Below are 15,418 nucleotides of genomic sequence, written 5' to 3'. Positions count from 1 at the left end.
CCTCCGCATTCTTTAAAATCCATGGCTGCGGTTATTTTTAGGCCTGCCGCTGAGACCTGTGGATGCTCCACCGTTTACGTCTCTGTTCCGTCCGCCTCGATATGGTCTTGAACTGTTATTTTCCCTAATCGGCACAATAAGCGGGAACAGCCCAATAATCAATGCCAGCACAAGTGCAGCGGCAAGACGGCTTAAGCCATCACCAAATGAATTTCCGCTTAGTCCTGATTCTAAAATGAACCCAGCGAGCAATCCGCCAATAAAACCGCCTATACCGAAGCTTAGGGCTAAGTAACGGTTATCGAATACGATGCCTAGCGATACTCCGATGAGGACACCGAGAATAGCGAGCGACAGAATACGCAGCATTTTGTAGAACACATTGTCTGCGACCGCACCAGTCCGCTCCGTTAAGAGTGTACGATTGTCGATGGTATCATAAATGTTCTTAAATGCGAGCGCTAGTCCGTTCGACTTCGTTACATCTTGATAGCTTCCTCCCGTTGCACTCGCGATTTCCTTCAGCAGCTCCGAGCCTTTTGACATGACTAAGCTAAGTCCCACAGTATTTATTGCAATTTTCTTCTCTTTGTAAGTAGCAAGCAAGCTTTCAATACTGGATTCACTAAAGCCGTCAGACAATAAAATAACCATCGTGCCGCGTTCGCTATCTGCCGAACCCTGTATGGTCGTTAACGCTTCATCAAGCGCTATAGCAAAGTCCGTACCTCCGATTGCAGGTACGATCCCGTCGATTACCGTATGAACAGAATCCTTAACGCCTTGATCGCTTACGCTTACAAACGGCTGTGCCAGCTCTGCTGAATCGTTAAATACAACGATGGCAGCTCTTTTATCGCTGTCCATTTTGTTAATAAGCTGCTTCGCAGCGTCAAAACGATCATTATTCGGGTCCGTCTCCAGCATGCTCTCAGAGTTATCAATCACAAGCACAATATCCTTTACTTGCTTGAATCCGTTAAATTGCAGTCCATATACAAGCTGCAGCAGACTTCCTGCAGCGAAGAGCATAACAAGAGTTGCTGGAACCAGCAGCTTCCAAGACAAGCCTGTATATCGCTGACGCCAAGATGAGCCGCTCAGCTTTGGAGATATCATCTCGGCAATTAGGCAAGCCAGCCCGATGCATAGAGCAAGGATACCAAAGTACAGACCGATAACGACCATACGAGGCCATTCTGGAGAGAGCGTACTCAGCAGAGCTTCACCTATCGCGAAACCGATTGCTCCGCCTATTAAAGCAAATAAAAGGAGGAGCACATTTATTTTTCGTTGCATGACCGCAACATCCTTTCCAACCATCTAATGAGGAATAGCATTTGTAGATGCTTCCCAGCTACCTAAGGTTCGGCAACTCCGCAGAATCCAGCGCATGAAACTCATAACCGTTCTGCAGATAGGTTTCGTAATAAACCTTCCCATTCCGGTAGTACATCAAATCTTCTAAATGGAAGCCGCCCATCAAATTCAATTTCTCGACTCCACTGCTGCGCTTCTCGTGTACGCAGCCAAGCTTATAGATGCGTGATGTTTCATCGACGCCAAGCGCATAGCGAATAAATTCACTCTGACCGTCGCCGAACATGTATTTTTCCTCATAACGATGCTCATGCGTATAATCCAAAAGCCTAATATTTATCGAAGCATTATCCTCCAGCGTGCGATATAGCCGATTAAATAGCTCATCTCTCGATAAAGCTTTTCGATTGCTGTACGCAATGGAAACGTTGGCGCGATGAAGCAGCTCTTCCTCAAAGGTCTGTGCAAACGGCTCTGCGGTCAGCAGATGCTTGCAGCAAACCTCGATTAACCGCTCCGCAAGCTTGTCATTGCCATGGTCCAACAGCTCCGATACATTGCCTAAATAACGTTCTTCAAAGAAAATCTTAGCGCCGCGCTTATCTTCTAATTCCTTCATCAACTCATCCGTTACCCGCTCGTAATAATCAAAGATGTTCTGTCCGATATAATCATCAGCCATACGAATGCTCTCAAGCGCAGTTGACTTCAGTTCCGCTTCCAAAGCGTTCATACGCTGCACGCGAAGCCTATAAGGCTCATGCAGCTTATCCAGCTCATTCGCGAATCGCCGATAGAGCGTAAGCTCGGTCTCTAGCTGTAAAATATGCCAATGCATACGATAGACTGTATCGAAAAACGCGCGTAAAAAAGCTCTTAGGTTTTGCTTATCAAGCAATGGCAGCCGTTGAAATTTCAATTCCTCAACGCGCAAATCACGGCTGCGTTCCAGTTCATCCCGTGCAAGATCAATCTCCATAACCAAATCCCGCATACGGAGACGAACGGCTTCCTGAACGCTGCCGCTCTCATTCTTCTCGTCCGTCCACTCCGCCAGCCCATAAAAGCCGATTTCTGGACGGCCTTCACTATTTCGAGAGATGGCATGACGCAGTTCATCTGATGAGCGTATAAGACTAAGACGCTCTTCCGCTGGATGCATGAAATGGCTTCTGAAGAAGGTGGAACAGCCATCGCCGAACAACGCTGACTCTGCCTCTCGCAACGACATGCGTTTCAGCTGATCATAACGGATACCGCTTGTTAACAAGCCCATCATATCGCCGATTTTATCCTCACCAGGAACAATATCGGACACTCGCGCTTCCATGGAGGCGGAATCTAGCCCAAAGAAAGCAAGCTTTTCCTTTTCACTTAGCTCTGGCGTGTTCTTCAACCGCAGCACAATACCTCTGCAGAAATGATAGAGCACAGTCAAAGCAATGGAGTAATTGGGACGCTTTACTTTCGAGAGTCCGGCAGAAACATAGCCAAGTCTTCCGGATTCGGTCATCAGGCTGTTCTTGAAGGATGAGTTATTATAGCTTCCGTCATTGGACTGAACCCCTGTATCTTTACGTTTCCTATTCTTGAGCAGCAAAATGTGACAGATAATCTCATAGTTATCTTGCATGCCGTTAAGGGTCGTAATGCCCTTCTCATTGCGGTCAGAGAGCACATAGACGAGGTCGAAGAGCGGAGAAGACTTATGAACGACCGGAATCGACAATCCATCTCCTGTCACCTGCAGTCTAGCGGAATACGAATAATCAGGACGTTGCATGCCCTCTAGCTCCCGCAGGAAACTGATCCCTGCTGCGCCTGCATACCCGAATGTTTCCGATTGCTCCCGTTCATTGATTAGCACGTACAAATCCATTTGCACAGATTTGAACAGCTGCATGAAAATAGACTGTGCCAGCAGCGAAATATCTGGAACGAGAATGTTCATGACATCATCAACTCTTGTAATGACAGCAAGATGCAGACGATCGAAGGAAGCGTACAAGCGGCCGTAATCTGCGATTTTGTCACTGACACCGCGCAGTGCGCGGTTTAAGTCCGCCAAATGACCACCTTCGCCGTGGAAAGCCTGACCCAAATCCCTCCGTCCAGTACGGTTGTCACCCCGGGACTTTGTCAGATCGTCCAGCGCAATCCGCACGACCTGCGGAGAGACGACTCCATCATTGTTCGCACGGGATGCTACATGAACGTACATAACGCCTGCGTTATTATCCCATTTCAGCTCATTGGATCGAATCATAGGTTCAATCGCCTGTCCCGCCTCATCTCCAATAAAAAGAAATACAGTTGGATAGTGAATGCTGCTCTGATCGTCCTCAAGTCCGCTTAATTTTTGTTCAGCGGCCGAATAATCGACCGCGAATCTATTCAATAACTCTCTCATAGCTATTTCAACTTTCTGCGAATTTCATTGAGCTTGGAGGTCATTTCTTTATAGAATCGATACATTTCCTCTCCGCTTGCAAGCTCAACCTTCTCATATTCGAGACGCTCGCGCGCATCGAGATACAAACCGAACATATCATCCAATTTCGTGATGAGCAGAGATGTATCCTCAGTTGCCGTCAATTCCGTTACTCTGCGCGATGCTTTGCGCATAAGCAAGCTACGACTCTTGTCATCCAGTTGGCGGAAGCTCTCGAATACCTCAAACTCCACATAACTGCTGCTCTTCATTAGATTGGCAAAAGGAGGCCATGTTTCTTCTTCCGGATCACGGTCATAGACGTAGAGCGCACCTTTTTTCGTGATGGTATCGGTGTAAAGTGCTTCGATAAATTGATCCAGCCATTTATCTTCATCCTCATATTGACTCAGCAGCTGCTGAAGCTCAGACGCCTTAGCGCTGATGGACTCATACTTCGCCAATTCCTCGCGAACATTTGCCAGCAGCTCCGGAGAGCGGATAAGATTTTCCTGCGCAAGCTCTGCTGAGAAGCTGCCGAAGATATCCTTTGTCGCTTGAATCTCAAGTCCATTCGACAATATTCTATTCAGCTCATTCAAAGCTCGTTTGATTTCGCCTAGGTTAGGCTTGGCTGCGTGGAGCCCCATATTGTAACCCTTGAGCTCATTCATTACATCGAATGGCTTCGTAAATTGCACGGAATAACGGCTGCTTGTGTTGTTGTCGATCCCTTTCTCCACAATGATCCGATAGGATTCCGCTTTGGCGAACTCCCCGCGAACCCTTGCATTATAGCTCTGTACGCGTGGGTTGACGTAAGTATCCCCCCATGATTTCTCAGGAATCGGCGAAGGCAGATACGTCCAGTTCACGCGGTCCGTCTGAACCAAATGACGGCCAATGCCTTCTTTGTCAAGAATGGTTCGTTCATAGCTTTCTTCATATACCTTCAGCGGTGTATAAACAAACAACGGCACACCATTTCTCGTATTCAACCAGAAGATCCGGTTTTTCACTTCGCTCTCCTTAATTGTGAAGTGCGATTTGCCAATGGCATTATTCTGATAATTCCGGATTCCTTTCAAGATGCTAGGCGCATGAACAGGAACGGAAACAAAACCCCATGACGGCACATGCAGATTACCAGAGCTGTTGCTCAAGTGGAATACCGGTACTGCTTCTTCATCCAGCTTGCTGGCAATATTGCGCTCTACAAATTTCTCGATTGACTCCTCGTCTCCGTATTTCATCACGAGGAAATCTTCCATCGACTTCGTAATCAAATCACCGAATTTATCCGTTAGGAATTCAGAAATCGAGCTGACGATATCAATTTCTTGTTCCTTCACCCATTGATTGGAATGATCCAGCAGCTCCTGCGTAAAGTCGCGGATCAGATCGTCTCCATCCTTCTTATCCATCATGCGGCTAATGACATCCGAAATGTCCGGAACGCTAACAATATTCCAATAATAAGTTTTATTTCCTTTGTGGTCGGCATGCTCTTCACCATTCGTAAGAAGCTCACCATTTTTGGCAAAAATAGCGTTCAACACATTCAATATTTCAGTAAATACATTATAAATACGATTATTTTCGATATTGAGCAGCTGGTGCAGATCCTCATAGAACTCGATCATTTGCTCCATGCGCTCGACATCAGCATGCAGCCAGTACTCATTGATTTTTGCTTCGATATAATTGTTTTTCTTCTTATCCTTAGATACAAAAGCGCTTTTGGCATCGCCCATACGCTCATCAGCTTGATCCTTTGCTGCTTCTATTTCACGCGGCAGTCTTTGTAAACTCTCGCGGAGCGTTTCAATATACGAGAGAAGCATTTTCAGCAAGCAAAAGCCTTTCTCTGTATAAAGGAGACGGGATACGTAGAACGGCCCCTGCTCTGGATGCAGAAAAGTACGGCGAATTTGATCCGTAAATTGCGCAACAATCTCACCAGGAAGCTGCTTCTTCGCCTTAATGTATTCTTCACGCGCACGTGCCAGGAAGCTTTGCTCCAGCTCCGTATCCATGTTCACGACTTGCATTTTGATCACATTATTATAGTTAAGGCGTTCGCTATTCTCGTAACCTGGCAATGGCTCAGGAATGCGTGAATCGAAGGTTTTGCCCATTGTCTCCAGATCGATACCCAGCTTGCGCGCAAATTTCTCTACATCATCTTGGGTTGGCGCCTTCTCGAACATTTTGTCCATCTTATTAAACAAGCGATAGGCCAAGTAAGTCGTCATTTCCTCGATCGGCAAAACGGCCGAAGAAGCTCCGATAATGTTGTAGTCGTAGTTGGCTGGATAAAGCTTGTTCATCTGTGCGATGTTCGTGCGAATATTGCTTATATAGTCATGAATCGCGAATTCTTCACCCGACCCTTTATCCTCACTGGCCATAAAGTTCGTGATGTTCTCCGCGGTTACGTTCATACAATAATCATAAGCATTCTCAAGCAGCTTGCCCTCTGCGTTTGTCGCAGAGATGAGATGGCATAGGTTAAATGGCGGAAGCGGTGAATTAACGGACAAAATGCTGCCGTACTGCTGCTTGAATCGCTCGCCGCGGCTGTCCACATTCATCCAATAATCCAATTCTTTCAATGCTGCATAGCCATTTTTCTTGATATATTCCCGCGTGTGCTCACTAATGCTTTTGTTGGCTAGGTTAATATCCGGCGTAAACAAATAGCCAAGCGTATTCACCCGATCCACGCCTGCAGAGCCGTGATCACGCTCAATAATTCCTCTTACAATATAAGAGATATCAAGGAAACAGCCGCTGCCTGTACCGCCGGACAAGCCGGTTAGCAAAAATACCATCAGCTTCTTGTTCGTGCCAACTGAAAGCGTCTTGATCTTCTTATCAATGCTTTGCACAACTTGATTGATCTTCGTAAACAACAGCAAGCGTCCAGCTTGACGAACACCCGCCGCACCGTTCATTCCATCCGTAATGCTAAGCTCAGGTGAGAGCCAATCCGTAATATACGGCTCCAAAATACTGCGGTTTTGCAGCAAGCCCCCAACCTCGGCGTTGGAGAGCAGCACAAATTCATTGATGGGATCGAGACCGATCCCTTTATACTTTTTGTTGCGATCCTGTTCATTCGTTTCAAAGGCAAGAAACTCAACGTTATCGGGCTTCTCCCGCTTTCTCTTGGAGACTGGATCCTCAGGCAGCTTGAATCTGCGGTTAATTTGATATTTCAAGCGCAGCAGCGCATCAATACCTGTACCTCCAAGCCCAATAATCAACATAGGGTTGTCAATCGTATCAACCCTTATCTTCTCACTGACAATGCCTCCGCCTAGCGATACATCCAACTGCTGAATATGCTCTCTTACGATCGGTTTCATCCTTTTCTACCCCCTGAACTTTAATTAAACGAGATACTCAATCAAAATGGTTTTGTCTATTTGCTGCAATGAAACCGTGATGCGGTCTCCACTTTTCATTTCAAATTCACGATCCGCATTAATCGCGCGACCTGATTTTTCAATCGTGCATGCTGAACCGTTTTTCATTAAAATACGATCATTGCTTCCCGGTCTGAAAATAATAGCGTCCGCTTCCTTCAATTCCGGTGCCAGCTGGAGCAGCTGATGCAGATTGAATTTGCCCTTAAAGGTCGTCAGCTTCTTATACTGCGGAGATGTTTTGTCTCCCGTATTCTCATCTCTTATTTCAATGACCATTTGCCCGACAAAGCCGCGTTTCGCTTGCTTCAATAACCGCTGCACGTAATAGGCCGCCGCTAGTAAAGCGATAAGACCAACCACGCCGGCAATGACTGGAACGAGAGGGAACGGCTTCTTGTCTTTGGCTGGCTCGGGCGGAGTTGTCTGGCTTGTACCGCCTCCTGCCTTAGCGCTGATCGTGACGGCTTCCGTCTCGCGGAAGAAGCTTTTCTCCTCCGCTTTTACTTTAATTTCATAGTCATGCTTATCTGCAATCTTGTAGGTTCCTTCGAAATGATCACCCGCGTTGGTCATCGGCACTTCCTCGGTATTACCCGTATCTAAATCCTTAACGAGTATAACCGCGTTCATGTTGCTATACTGCGCACTATCTTTTAATTGTTGTCCGCCGCTCATCAAATGAGAGCTTATATTTACCTTATCTCCCTTGGCGAACGTAGTAGAAGAAAGGGGAGCCATCGCCAAGGTCAAATCATAGTTGAATATCAAGTTGATATCGATTTTATCCCGGTTAACACCCTTGACCTTCAACGTCCAATCGCCCTCGGTTGGCTTGAGCAGCTTAATTAGCGAATAACTCTTAGATTTAGATAAGAGTACGTCGTCAGACGGAATCGCTACTTCTTTCCCAGAAGGATCAACCAGCTTAGCCTCCACTGGATTGTTAGACATAATTGAAATATTCGCTTCAAGCACATTTGCGTTTGGAACGGATATTTTCACATTCTGATAGCTGCCATCTGCGGTAAATGAATCCACAGGTACGATATTCAGATCCAAATGACTCGCAAAAATCTCACTTAATATTTGAGGAAGATCATCCGCTGAATCCGTCGAGAACGACTTGCCGCCGGTCTGATCCGATAGCTTAGCGAGTGCTTCCTTGTTTAATTTGCCATTCGCGTTGAGTCCGATTGTATAAATTGGCAAGCCGCTGTCATTCGCTGCCTTTAGCGCCTTCTCCATATCCTTATCGGATTCAGCCTGCGTTCTGCCTGATTTCTTATCAAAATCGTTGTTTCCGTCAGCGAGCAGAATAATCATTGGTTCATGGGCCGGATCGGCGCCATCCTCCAAGATTTTCACAGCTTCCTTCACACCGACAGATACATCGGTATAGGCACCGCGGTCTAATTGCTCAATAAATTGCTTCAGGTCCTCTTTGTCACCAGCCGATTTGATTTCAAGCAGTGCTTTCTCCCGCTGTATTTTATCGGTATAGGCAACAATGCCAACCTGATCCCCCTGCGTTGAAAGCATATCGATGAACATCTTCATCGCTTCATTGCCTATTTTGCCAGGATCGCTTGTACTCATAGAATTACTCACATCCAGCACTAGCACGGCATCGATCCCCGAAGCGGTTTGTGCGGCATGCACCGTCGTTAATTGACTGAACGGCAGCAACAGAACGACTGCCGCCATTAGAAGATAGCTTGTGACACTTTTTATTCGAATCATGTTTATACTCCTTTACAAAAATACTGACGGATAATCCGTAATAGTCCAATAGTCCCTGTTAGTAACCGCTCCTGCTAAGGTGCTATACTATACAATAAGTATACTCGATAGACACCCATAAATCACTTTTACTGTAAGAGAGGAACCTAACATGGTTACATACGTCTCTATAGGACTATTGTTTCTTTTCGTCGCTATTACAGCAGTTAATTACTACTCAAGGCGCAAGCGAGCTCCCTCACAAGAGGTGCTGGATCGTCAAGTGAGGTCCATTCTGAAAAAAGGCGAGCGTGAACGCCTATGAATAAGAAACTGCCGATCAAGCTTAACCCCTTCATTAAAACACGCTATGCTTATGAGAAGCTTAAAATATGCGGAAACTGCAAGCACTTCACCGTTCTTGGCGATCTGCAATGTTCCGTTTGCGGTAAAAAATCACTCGTAAGCGTTCAGAAAAAGGCTTCATCCATGGTACAGCGCTCCATGTGGAAGACAAGAATCATCGCCCTGCTTATCCTGCTCGTTAGTCTTGTTGCGAGCGAGTCCTCTATGCAGTTTGGCATATGCGCTGCAGCCGGCATTCTGTTGATCGCCGGTCTATGGATGGTTCAAAGAAAAACAGAAGTCTTTGAGCAACGACTGCAGCTAGAGAAGCTGTTCAAGAGGGAGTCCAAGCATCTCGTTGCAGGCTTGACGGCTGACCATGATGAAGCCATCGCTGTGTTTCAGACTGGCAATAAGCCGCTAACTTATGAGATGCTGCGCGAGATAGGCGTGCTTCTTCAAACTGACCAGCTTCGGCTAGAGCAAATTTTGCTGCTGCAATCATTCATTTTGCGCAGGGATATGGATTTGATGCTGGAACCGCTTCTGATGGATCACTTCAATCCCGATCTTGCCGCCTATATTGGAGAAATCGCCAAAATTAGACGTGATCTAATCAAAGAGAATGCATTCCGCTATGTGCTGATGTATGAGTCTCAAATTCTAAACATGGAGCAGGGCGAGAACATTCTAGTCAGCGTAGCCGGAGCCGCTGTCAGAATGAAGCGGTATGTCTCTCTTTATCCTTATCTAGTCATGCGATATGCGCGTTATCTGCCCAAGGATCGTTTTCTTCGCCTCTACCGAATTGTTCTGCTGAATCCTCAGCCTAACTGGGGAGCACTAACGGAAGAGGTTCAAAATGTCTATAACGAAAAATACAAGTGGGATGAGGATTTCCAAAATCCGCAAAGGCAAAATAACTAACTAGTTAGCCCGCTAAGCCTCTGCAGACGAAACGTCCATCCTTTCCTTCTCTACAAAAAAACAGCTGTCTCAGAATGGATTCTGCGACAGCTGTTTTTCATATTCATGCGGATATAGATCGCGTCACACTACAAACTCCTTACGTTACTATAAACGAAAATGAGTCTCTTCAACATCGACTAAAGTCTAGTTTCATCCAAGCCTTAAAGCTGATTTAAATGTATGAAATAGGCTATTCCCACGGGAATTTAGTTAATAGGAAATCAGCAAACAGCTTGCTCTCTTCTCTTCGCTGCTTCCTCATTTGTGTTCGATAAGCAGCCGTTTCGAATAATTTCAGCTCTTCTTCTGTCTCCGGAATAATTTGCGGAGCAGGTATCTTCTGATTGTTTTCATCCATGCCTACGAACGTCAGAAATGAAGTTGCCGCTATCTTTCTTTCACCGCTCTTCAAGTCCTCCCGAATGACCTTCACAAAAACCTCCATCGAACTTCTGCCCGTCCAGGTTACAAAGGACTCCAAAGACACGGAATCGGTTGGCCTGATCGGATATAGAAAATCTACAGAATCCGTAGACGCGGTGACAGCTGTCACTCGACATAATTTCGAGGCAGAAATCGATGCAATATCATCAATATAGGACATTAGCCTGCCGCCAAACAACGTGTTGTGATTATTAACATCGGTTGGAAAAACTCGAGAAACCTTAAAGCACCGTGTTTCCTTCACGAATTTACTATCCATAATCGTATACATCTCCCTCTTCCTATGTACGCTCTTTGCGTACATATTTCCCCTTTCCTCTATTCCTTATGCTTCCACTGTCTCTCTCGCATTCAGTAAACCTTCAGTCAAGCTTCATATCCTTTTAACGTTGTAATAACAAAATAGATCCAACAAGCTTATTTCTCATTCCTGTCAGGAGTTGAATGCCATCGCAAAGCTCACTAAAAAGAAAAAATTGCTTCTCATCACTCTTTTATTACTTGCAGTAATTGGAACAGTCATCTACCTTCTTGCGGATCGCTATCTAATCGAGCATGTAGAGATTACTTTAACGGATCAAAAAACGGATAGTACCGCTTCATCGGAGCAAGAGGCAACAGCAGTGAAATATGACGACTGGAGCTATTCAAGCAGTAAGACAAACATATCGATCAAAAAGGTTGAAACCGGCTCCGGTGCTGATCAGATTACTTATTTTGTCGCAGATGTACAGCTTTCTGATGCTGCAAGCCTGCAATCTGCCTTTGCCGATGATTCCTTTGGACGAAACATTATAGCGTACACCTCGACAATCGCAGAAAAAAAAGATGCGATCTTCGCTATTAACGGCGACTATTATGGATTTCGAAATGATGGCGTCATTATTCGCAACGGCACTTTGTTTCGTGATGAACCTACGCGTGCTGCCATGGCGCTGTTTAGTGACGGGACGATGCAATCCTATGATGAAGAGGAGCTCTCCTCATCCGATTTGCTTGCAGAAGGTGTGCTGAATACGTACTCCTTCGGCCCTGTACTGGTGAAGGATGGTGAAGCGGTAGATGATTTCACCAAAATCAGTATTGATTCCAACTTTGGCAACCGTTCCATTCAAAATTCAAACCCCCGTACTGGCATTGGCATGATTGCGCCGAATCACTACCTGTTTATCGTAGTCGATGGGCGAAAAAGCAACTACAGCAAAGGGATGACACTCACGGAATTCGCGAAGTTATTTGCTGACTTAGGCGCAACGGAGGCCTATAACTTGGATGGAGGCGGCTCCTCCACCATGTATTTTATGGGCAGAGTCGTTAACAATCCGCTTGGTAAATCAAAAGAACGAGGCGTAAGCGATATCCTCTATATTGCAGAATAGAAATCGCAATTAGATTCAATAAAGGAGGCTGACTGACATGAATGTACTAATTCCCTCCTACGAACCCGATGAACGGCTGCTTCGACTTATTGAGCAACTGAGAGAACTGGGACGCTTTCCAATTGTCGTAGTGGATGATGGAAGCGGTGAAGCTTACAGCAAGCTCTTTCAAGCCGTTCAAGAGTTAGGCTGTACAGTCATTACTCATAGCAGAAATAAAGGGAAGGGCTATGCGCTGAAGACGGGTTTTCGATATTTTGAGCAAAAGGGTACAGAAGGCGGCATCGTTTGTGCCGACAGCGATGGTCAGCATCTGCCCATCGATATCATGCGAATGGCTCGCCAGATCGAGGAGCATCGGGGACATGTCATTCTGGGCAGTCGGAAGTTTACCGGACAGGTGCCACTGCGAAGCCGTTTTGGCAATGCGATGACCAGATTCGTATTTTCTTTTACAACGGGCAAGCGTATTTATGATACACAGACCGGACTGCGCGGCTACTCCGCCGATATGCTGAGCTGGCTGTGCAGTATTCCGGGTAATCGCTTTGAGTATGAAATGAATCTGCTGCTGGAAGCGCCTGATGCAGGCTTTCCTTTTATCGAGGTGCCCATTCATACGGTATATCTCAACCAAAATGAATCATCCCATTTCAGACCGATTGCCGATTCCACCCGAGTATACATGCCCTTTCTAAAATTCAGTGCGACTTCGGTCTTGTCTGCCATTATCGATTATCTACTTCTTCTGCTTATTCATTTATTCAGTTCAAGTCTTCTGCTTGCTGTAATAGGCTCCCGATTATCGAGCTCCATATTCAATTACACGATGAACAGAAATTATGTATTCTCAAATCGAAAAAAATCCACCATGCAAGCCTCGATGACCAAATATTTCTCACTTGTGTTAGTCATATTGGTGCTTAACTACGGACTTATGTATTTATGCTATGAGAAGCTCGGCATACCGCTGTTAGCAGCAAAGCTGCTTACCGAAGCCTCGTTATTCCTGTTCAGCTTCTGGTCGCAGCGTAAATTTGTTTATTGATTGAGTGAAAAGCAAAAAAAGGGACCGTCCAAAGGCCGCGTTAGCGGTCCAATGACAGTCCCTTTTCTTTCATACATCAATCCCTAGACGAAGCTCGGACTCTTTGCACTCGGCAGCTTATAGTCTAAGCCTTGTTCAATCGTCCTTTCAATGAGGGCTTTAAACGGCTCTAAGGAAATCCAGTCATGAATCCGAATGACCTCTGTGGTGTTAGCCGTAATAAACTCTCCGCCCATCGCTTCTTTATTAGCCAAATCAAAGGTGTCGCAGGTACATCCTACATGATGTGAGGCATCCAAGCCTTGTTCTGTATACGAACGACTTTCAAATGATGGCTGCGTGTAGCCTAACTGACTAAGCAGCATCTCGATTGCCGTACTATGATCCTTGCTCATCTCATCCTGCAAATAAGGGAGTCTAAACATTTTCAACGGCATAGAAACCCCCGCTTTGGTGTAGATCTCCTCTACCTGCTTATCCGCTCGCTCCAGCTGTACCCGTCCATCCTCCACGCTCATTTTAGAAAAATCAGCATGATTATAGCCTCGATGACCAATCATATGACCATGTTTAATGGCATAGACAGCTTCATCTGAAAATTGTTCTAGTCCCTCGCCCAAGCAAAACCAAATGGCCTGAATCCCTTTTTCGTTTAAATGATCGACTTTTTGTATAAAATCCCCGGCTGGACCGTCGTCAATGGTGAGATACGCCGTTTTTTCAACCGCTAACATAACAAGAAACCTCCGTTTATCTATAGATGCCATAGTTAATTAATCTTAAGTATACCTATAATTCGCTCTAAACCCAAAGTAAAATAGTGTTTCTTGACAGATAGGTTTACAATAGATGGACTATGGAAGCAATAGGAAGTGATACTCTACGATGTATTCATGGAAAAGAAATTTGTTTGTTTTGTGGGCAGGCGTCCTCTTTTGCAGTGCGGCGTATACCATATCGATTCCGTTCATTCCCCTCTTCTTAAATACAGAACTTGGAATCACTAACCATTTGGAGACTTGGTCAGGTATCAGCTTTGGCATTACATTTCTAGCAAGCGCATTGATCGCTCCGTTTTGGGGGTCCTTATCTGACAAATACGGCCGAAAGCCGATGCTCATACGATCAGGCTTCAGTCTTGCTGTCATGTATTTTTTAACTTATTTTATTCATGATCCCTATTTATTTCTGGTGCTGCGCATCTTTCAAGGGCTGCTGGCCGGTTATGTCCCAGCCGCAATCGCACTTGTTGCAACCAATACACCGGAGGATAAGTCCGGGTACGCGCTTGGCATTATGGCAACGGCCAGTGCAACCGGCGGCATTATCGGTCCCGTTATCGGCGGGGTTGTCAGTCATTTTATTGGAAATCGCGAGGCTTTCGTTTTCTCCGGCTGCGTGGTGCTGGTTGCTGCGCTCATTGCCACTTTATTCGTGAAAGAGAATAAGTTTAATCGAAGGGCCGTAAGGTCCTCCATTAAAGAGGATATTAAGCATGCACTAGCTAATCGAACCTTTACAACACTGCTTCTAATCGCAGCCTTAGCAACGTTCTCCGTTATGATTCTTGAACCGTTGTTGACTGTATATGTGCTGCAGCTTGGTGTAGATAAGAGTGAAGCTTCATTAAAATCAGGCATTGTCTTCTCAGCAGTTGGCATTGCCACCTTGATCGCTGCGCCGCAATGGGGCAAAATCGGTCAGCGTATCGGTTTCTCCAAAGTTCTCTTTATAGGTCTGCTTGGCGGGGGTATCGGCAATCTCCTACAGTTTTTTGTGAGCGGTTATGCACAATTCGGCATCCTGCGGTTTATGTACGGATTGTTCTTTGCTGGTGTCTACCCGTCCGTTAATGCTATTATCGTAAAGGTAACCGAGACAGAATTCCGTGGGCGCGCCTTCAGTCTCAACCAATCGGCCACACAATTTGCAACGATGCTTGCTCCTGTCATTGGCGGTGTGCTGGGCGGCATTATCCCTATTCGTTGGGTTTTCGTCTTAAATGGCGCCTTGTTAATCGCTGCAGCTATTTTACTTCGCAGAGAGCGTTTAGAGGATAAGCAACGTCAACCCAGCCCTTCATAAATAAAAAAAAGAGACCTTTCGAGGTCTCTCCATACATATGAATGAGTAAGTATTTGATTTAGGATTGCTTTTTAGCAGCATGGATTTCGTTTTCGTTTTGATGCATCTCTTTAATCATACTTTGATAAAAATGACTCTCCTGCGTATTCAGTCCTCGTCTGTTGTCTTTCATCACCATATTACTAATATTTCGCTTTAAAATAAGATTCCGACGGTCTAGCAACTCCACATACGTCAAGTCAAA

11 protein-coding genes are annotated in these 15,418 nt (G+C 45.6%); 5 read left to right on the top strand and 6 right to left on the bottom strand.

Annotation, left to right across the window (positions count from 1 at the left end):
* Positions 1-12: 12 nt before the first annotated feature.
* The 4 genes from AC0YOD_RS12060 to AC0YOD_RS12045 are packed head-to-tail and all read right to left on the bottom strand — an operon-like array spanning position 13 to position 8,925.
* Positions 13-1,299: a vWA domain-containing protein gene (locus AC0YOD_RS12060; protein WP_475799546.1), complete on the bottom strand. Its 1,287-nt coding sequence runs from the start codon at positions 1,297-1,299 to the stop codon at positions 13-15.
* A gap of 58 nt (positions 1,300-1,357) precedes the next feature.
* Positions 1,358-3,730 (bottom strand): transcription initiation factor TFIID, encoded by a 2,373-nt coding sequence (locus tag AC0YOD_RS12055; RefSeq protein ID WP_475799545.1) that lies wholly within the window; start codon positions 3,728-3,730, stop codon positions 1,358-1,360.
* Positions 3,731-3,732: 2 nt separating this feature from the next.
* On the bottom strand, positions 3,733-7,122 hold the full coding sequence (locus AC0YOD_RS12050; protein WP_475799544.1) for a tubulin-like doman-containing protein: 3,390 nt from the start codon (positions 7,120-7,122) through the stop codon (positions 3,733-3,735).
* Between the two features lie 24 nt (positions 7,123-7,146).
* Positions 7,147-8,925 (bottom strand): vWA domain-containing protein, encoded by a 1,779-nt coding sequence (locus AC0YOD_RS12045; protein ID WP_475799543.1) that lies wholly within the window; start codon positions 8,923-8,925, stop codon positions 7,147-7,149.
* Between the two features lie 151 nt (positions 8,926-9,076).
* Here AC0YOD_RS12045 and AC0YOD_RS12040 point away from each other — a divergent pair, with 151 nt between their 5' ends.
* Together AC0YOD_RS12040 and AC0YOD_RS12035 are read left to right on the top strand one after the other, a co-directional pair.
* A complete protein-coding gene (locus AC0YOD_RS12040; protein WP_475799542.1) occupies positions 9,077-9,229 on the top strand; it encodes a hypothetical protein in 153 nt (50 codons plus the stop codon).
* Positions 9,226-10,176, top strand: a complete 951-nt coding sequence (locus AC0YOD_RS12035; protein WP_475799541.1) for a hypothetical protein — start codon at positions 9,226-9,228, stop codon at positions 10,174-10,176. Before AC0YOD_RS12040 ends, AC0YOD_RS12035 begins: the two co-directional genes overlap by 4 nt.
* Before the next feature lie 232 nt (positions 10,177-10,408).
* Here AC0YOD_RS12035 and AC0YOD_RS12030 read toward each other — a convergent pair whose 3' ends face one another.
* Positions 10,409-10,921: an acyl-CoA thioesterase gene (locus AC0YOD_RS12030; RefSeq protein ID WP_475799977.1), complete on the bottom strand. Its 513-nt coding sequence runs from the start codon at positions 10,919-10,921 to the stop codon at positions 10,409-10,411.
* A gap of 181 nt (positions 10,922-11,102) precedes the next feature.
* Here AC0YOD_RS12030 and AC0YOD_RS12025 point away from each other — a divergent pair, with 181 nt between their 5' ends.
* Positions 11,103-12,041 (top strand): phosphodiester glycosidase family protein, encoded by a 939-nt coding sequence (locus tag AC0YOD_RS12025; protein ID WP_475799540.1) that lies wholly within the window; start codon positions 11,103-11,105, stop codon positions 12,039-12,041.
* Positions 12,042-12,078: 37 nt separating this feature from the next.
* Positions 12,079-13,089: a glycosyltransferase gene (locus tag AC0YOD_RS12020; protein ID WP_475799539.1), complete on the top strand. Its 1,011-nt coding sequence runs from the start codon at positions 12,079-12,081 to the stop codon at positions 13,087-13,089.
* A gap of 83 nt (positions 13,090-13,172) precedes the next feature.
* Here the strand turns inward: AC0YOD_RS12020 and AC0YOD_RS12015 are convergent, their stop codons facing one another.
* Positions 13,173-13,823: a polysaccharide deacetylase family protein gene (locus tag AC0YOD_RS12015; RefSeq protein WP_475799538.1), complete on the bottom strand. Its 651-nt coding sequence runs from the start codon at positions 13,821-13,823 to the stop codon at positions 13,173-13,175.
* Positions 13,824-13,974: 151 nt separating this feature from the next.
* On the opposite strand from AC0YOD_RS12015, the gene AC0YOD_RS12010 reads away from it, so the two are divergent.
* Positions 13,975-15,174 carry an MFS transporter gene (locus AC0YOD_RS12010; protein ID WP_475799537.1) on the top strand — a complete coding sequence of 400 codons (1,200 nt, stop codon included), beginning with the start codon at positions 13,975-13,977 and terminating at the stop codon, positions 15,172-15,174.
* Positions 15,175-15,418: the final 244 nt, after the last annotated feature.

This window comes from Paenibacillus sp. J31P13, from assembly GCF_056269295.1.
This window is presented reverse-complemented; position numbering and strand designations above follow the sequence as displayed.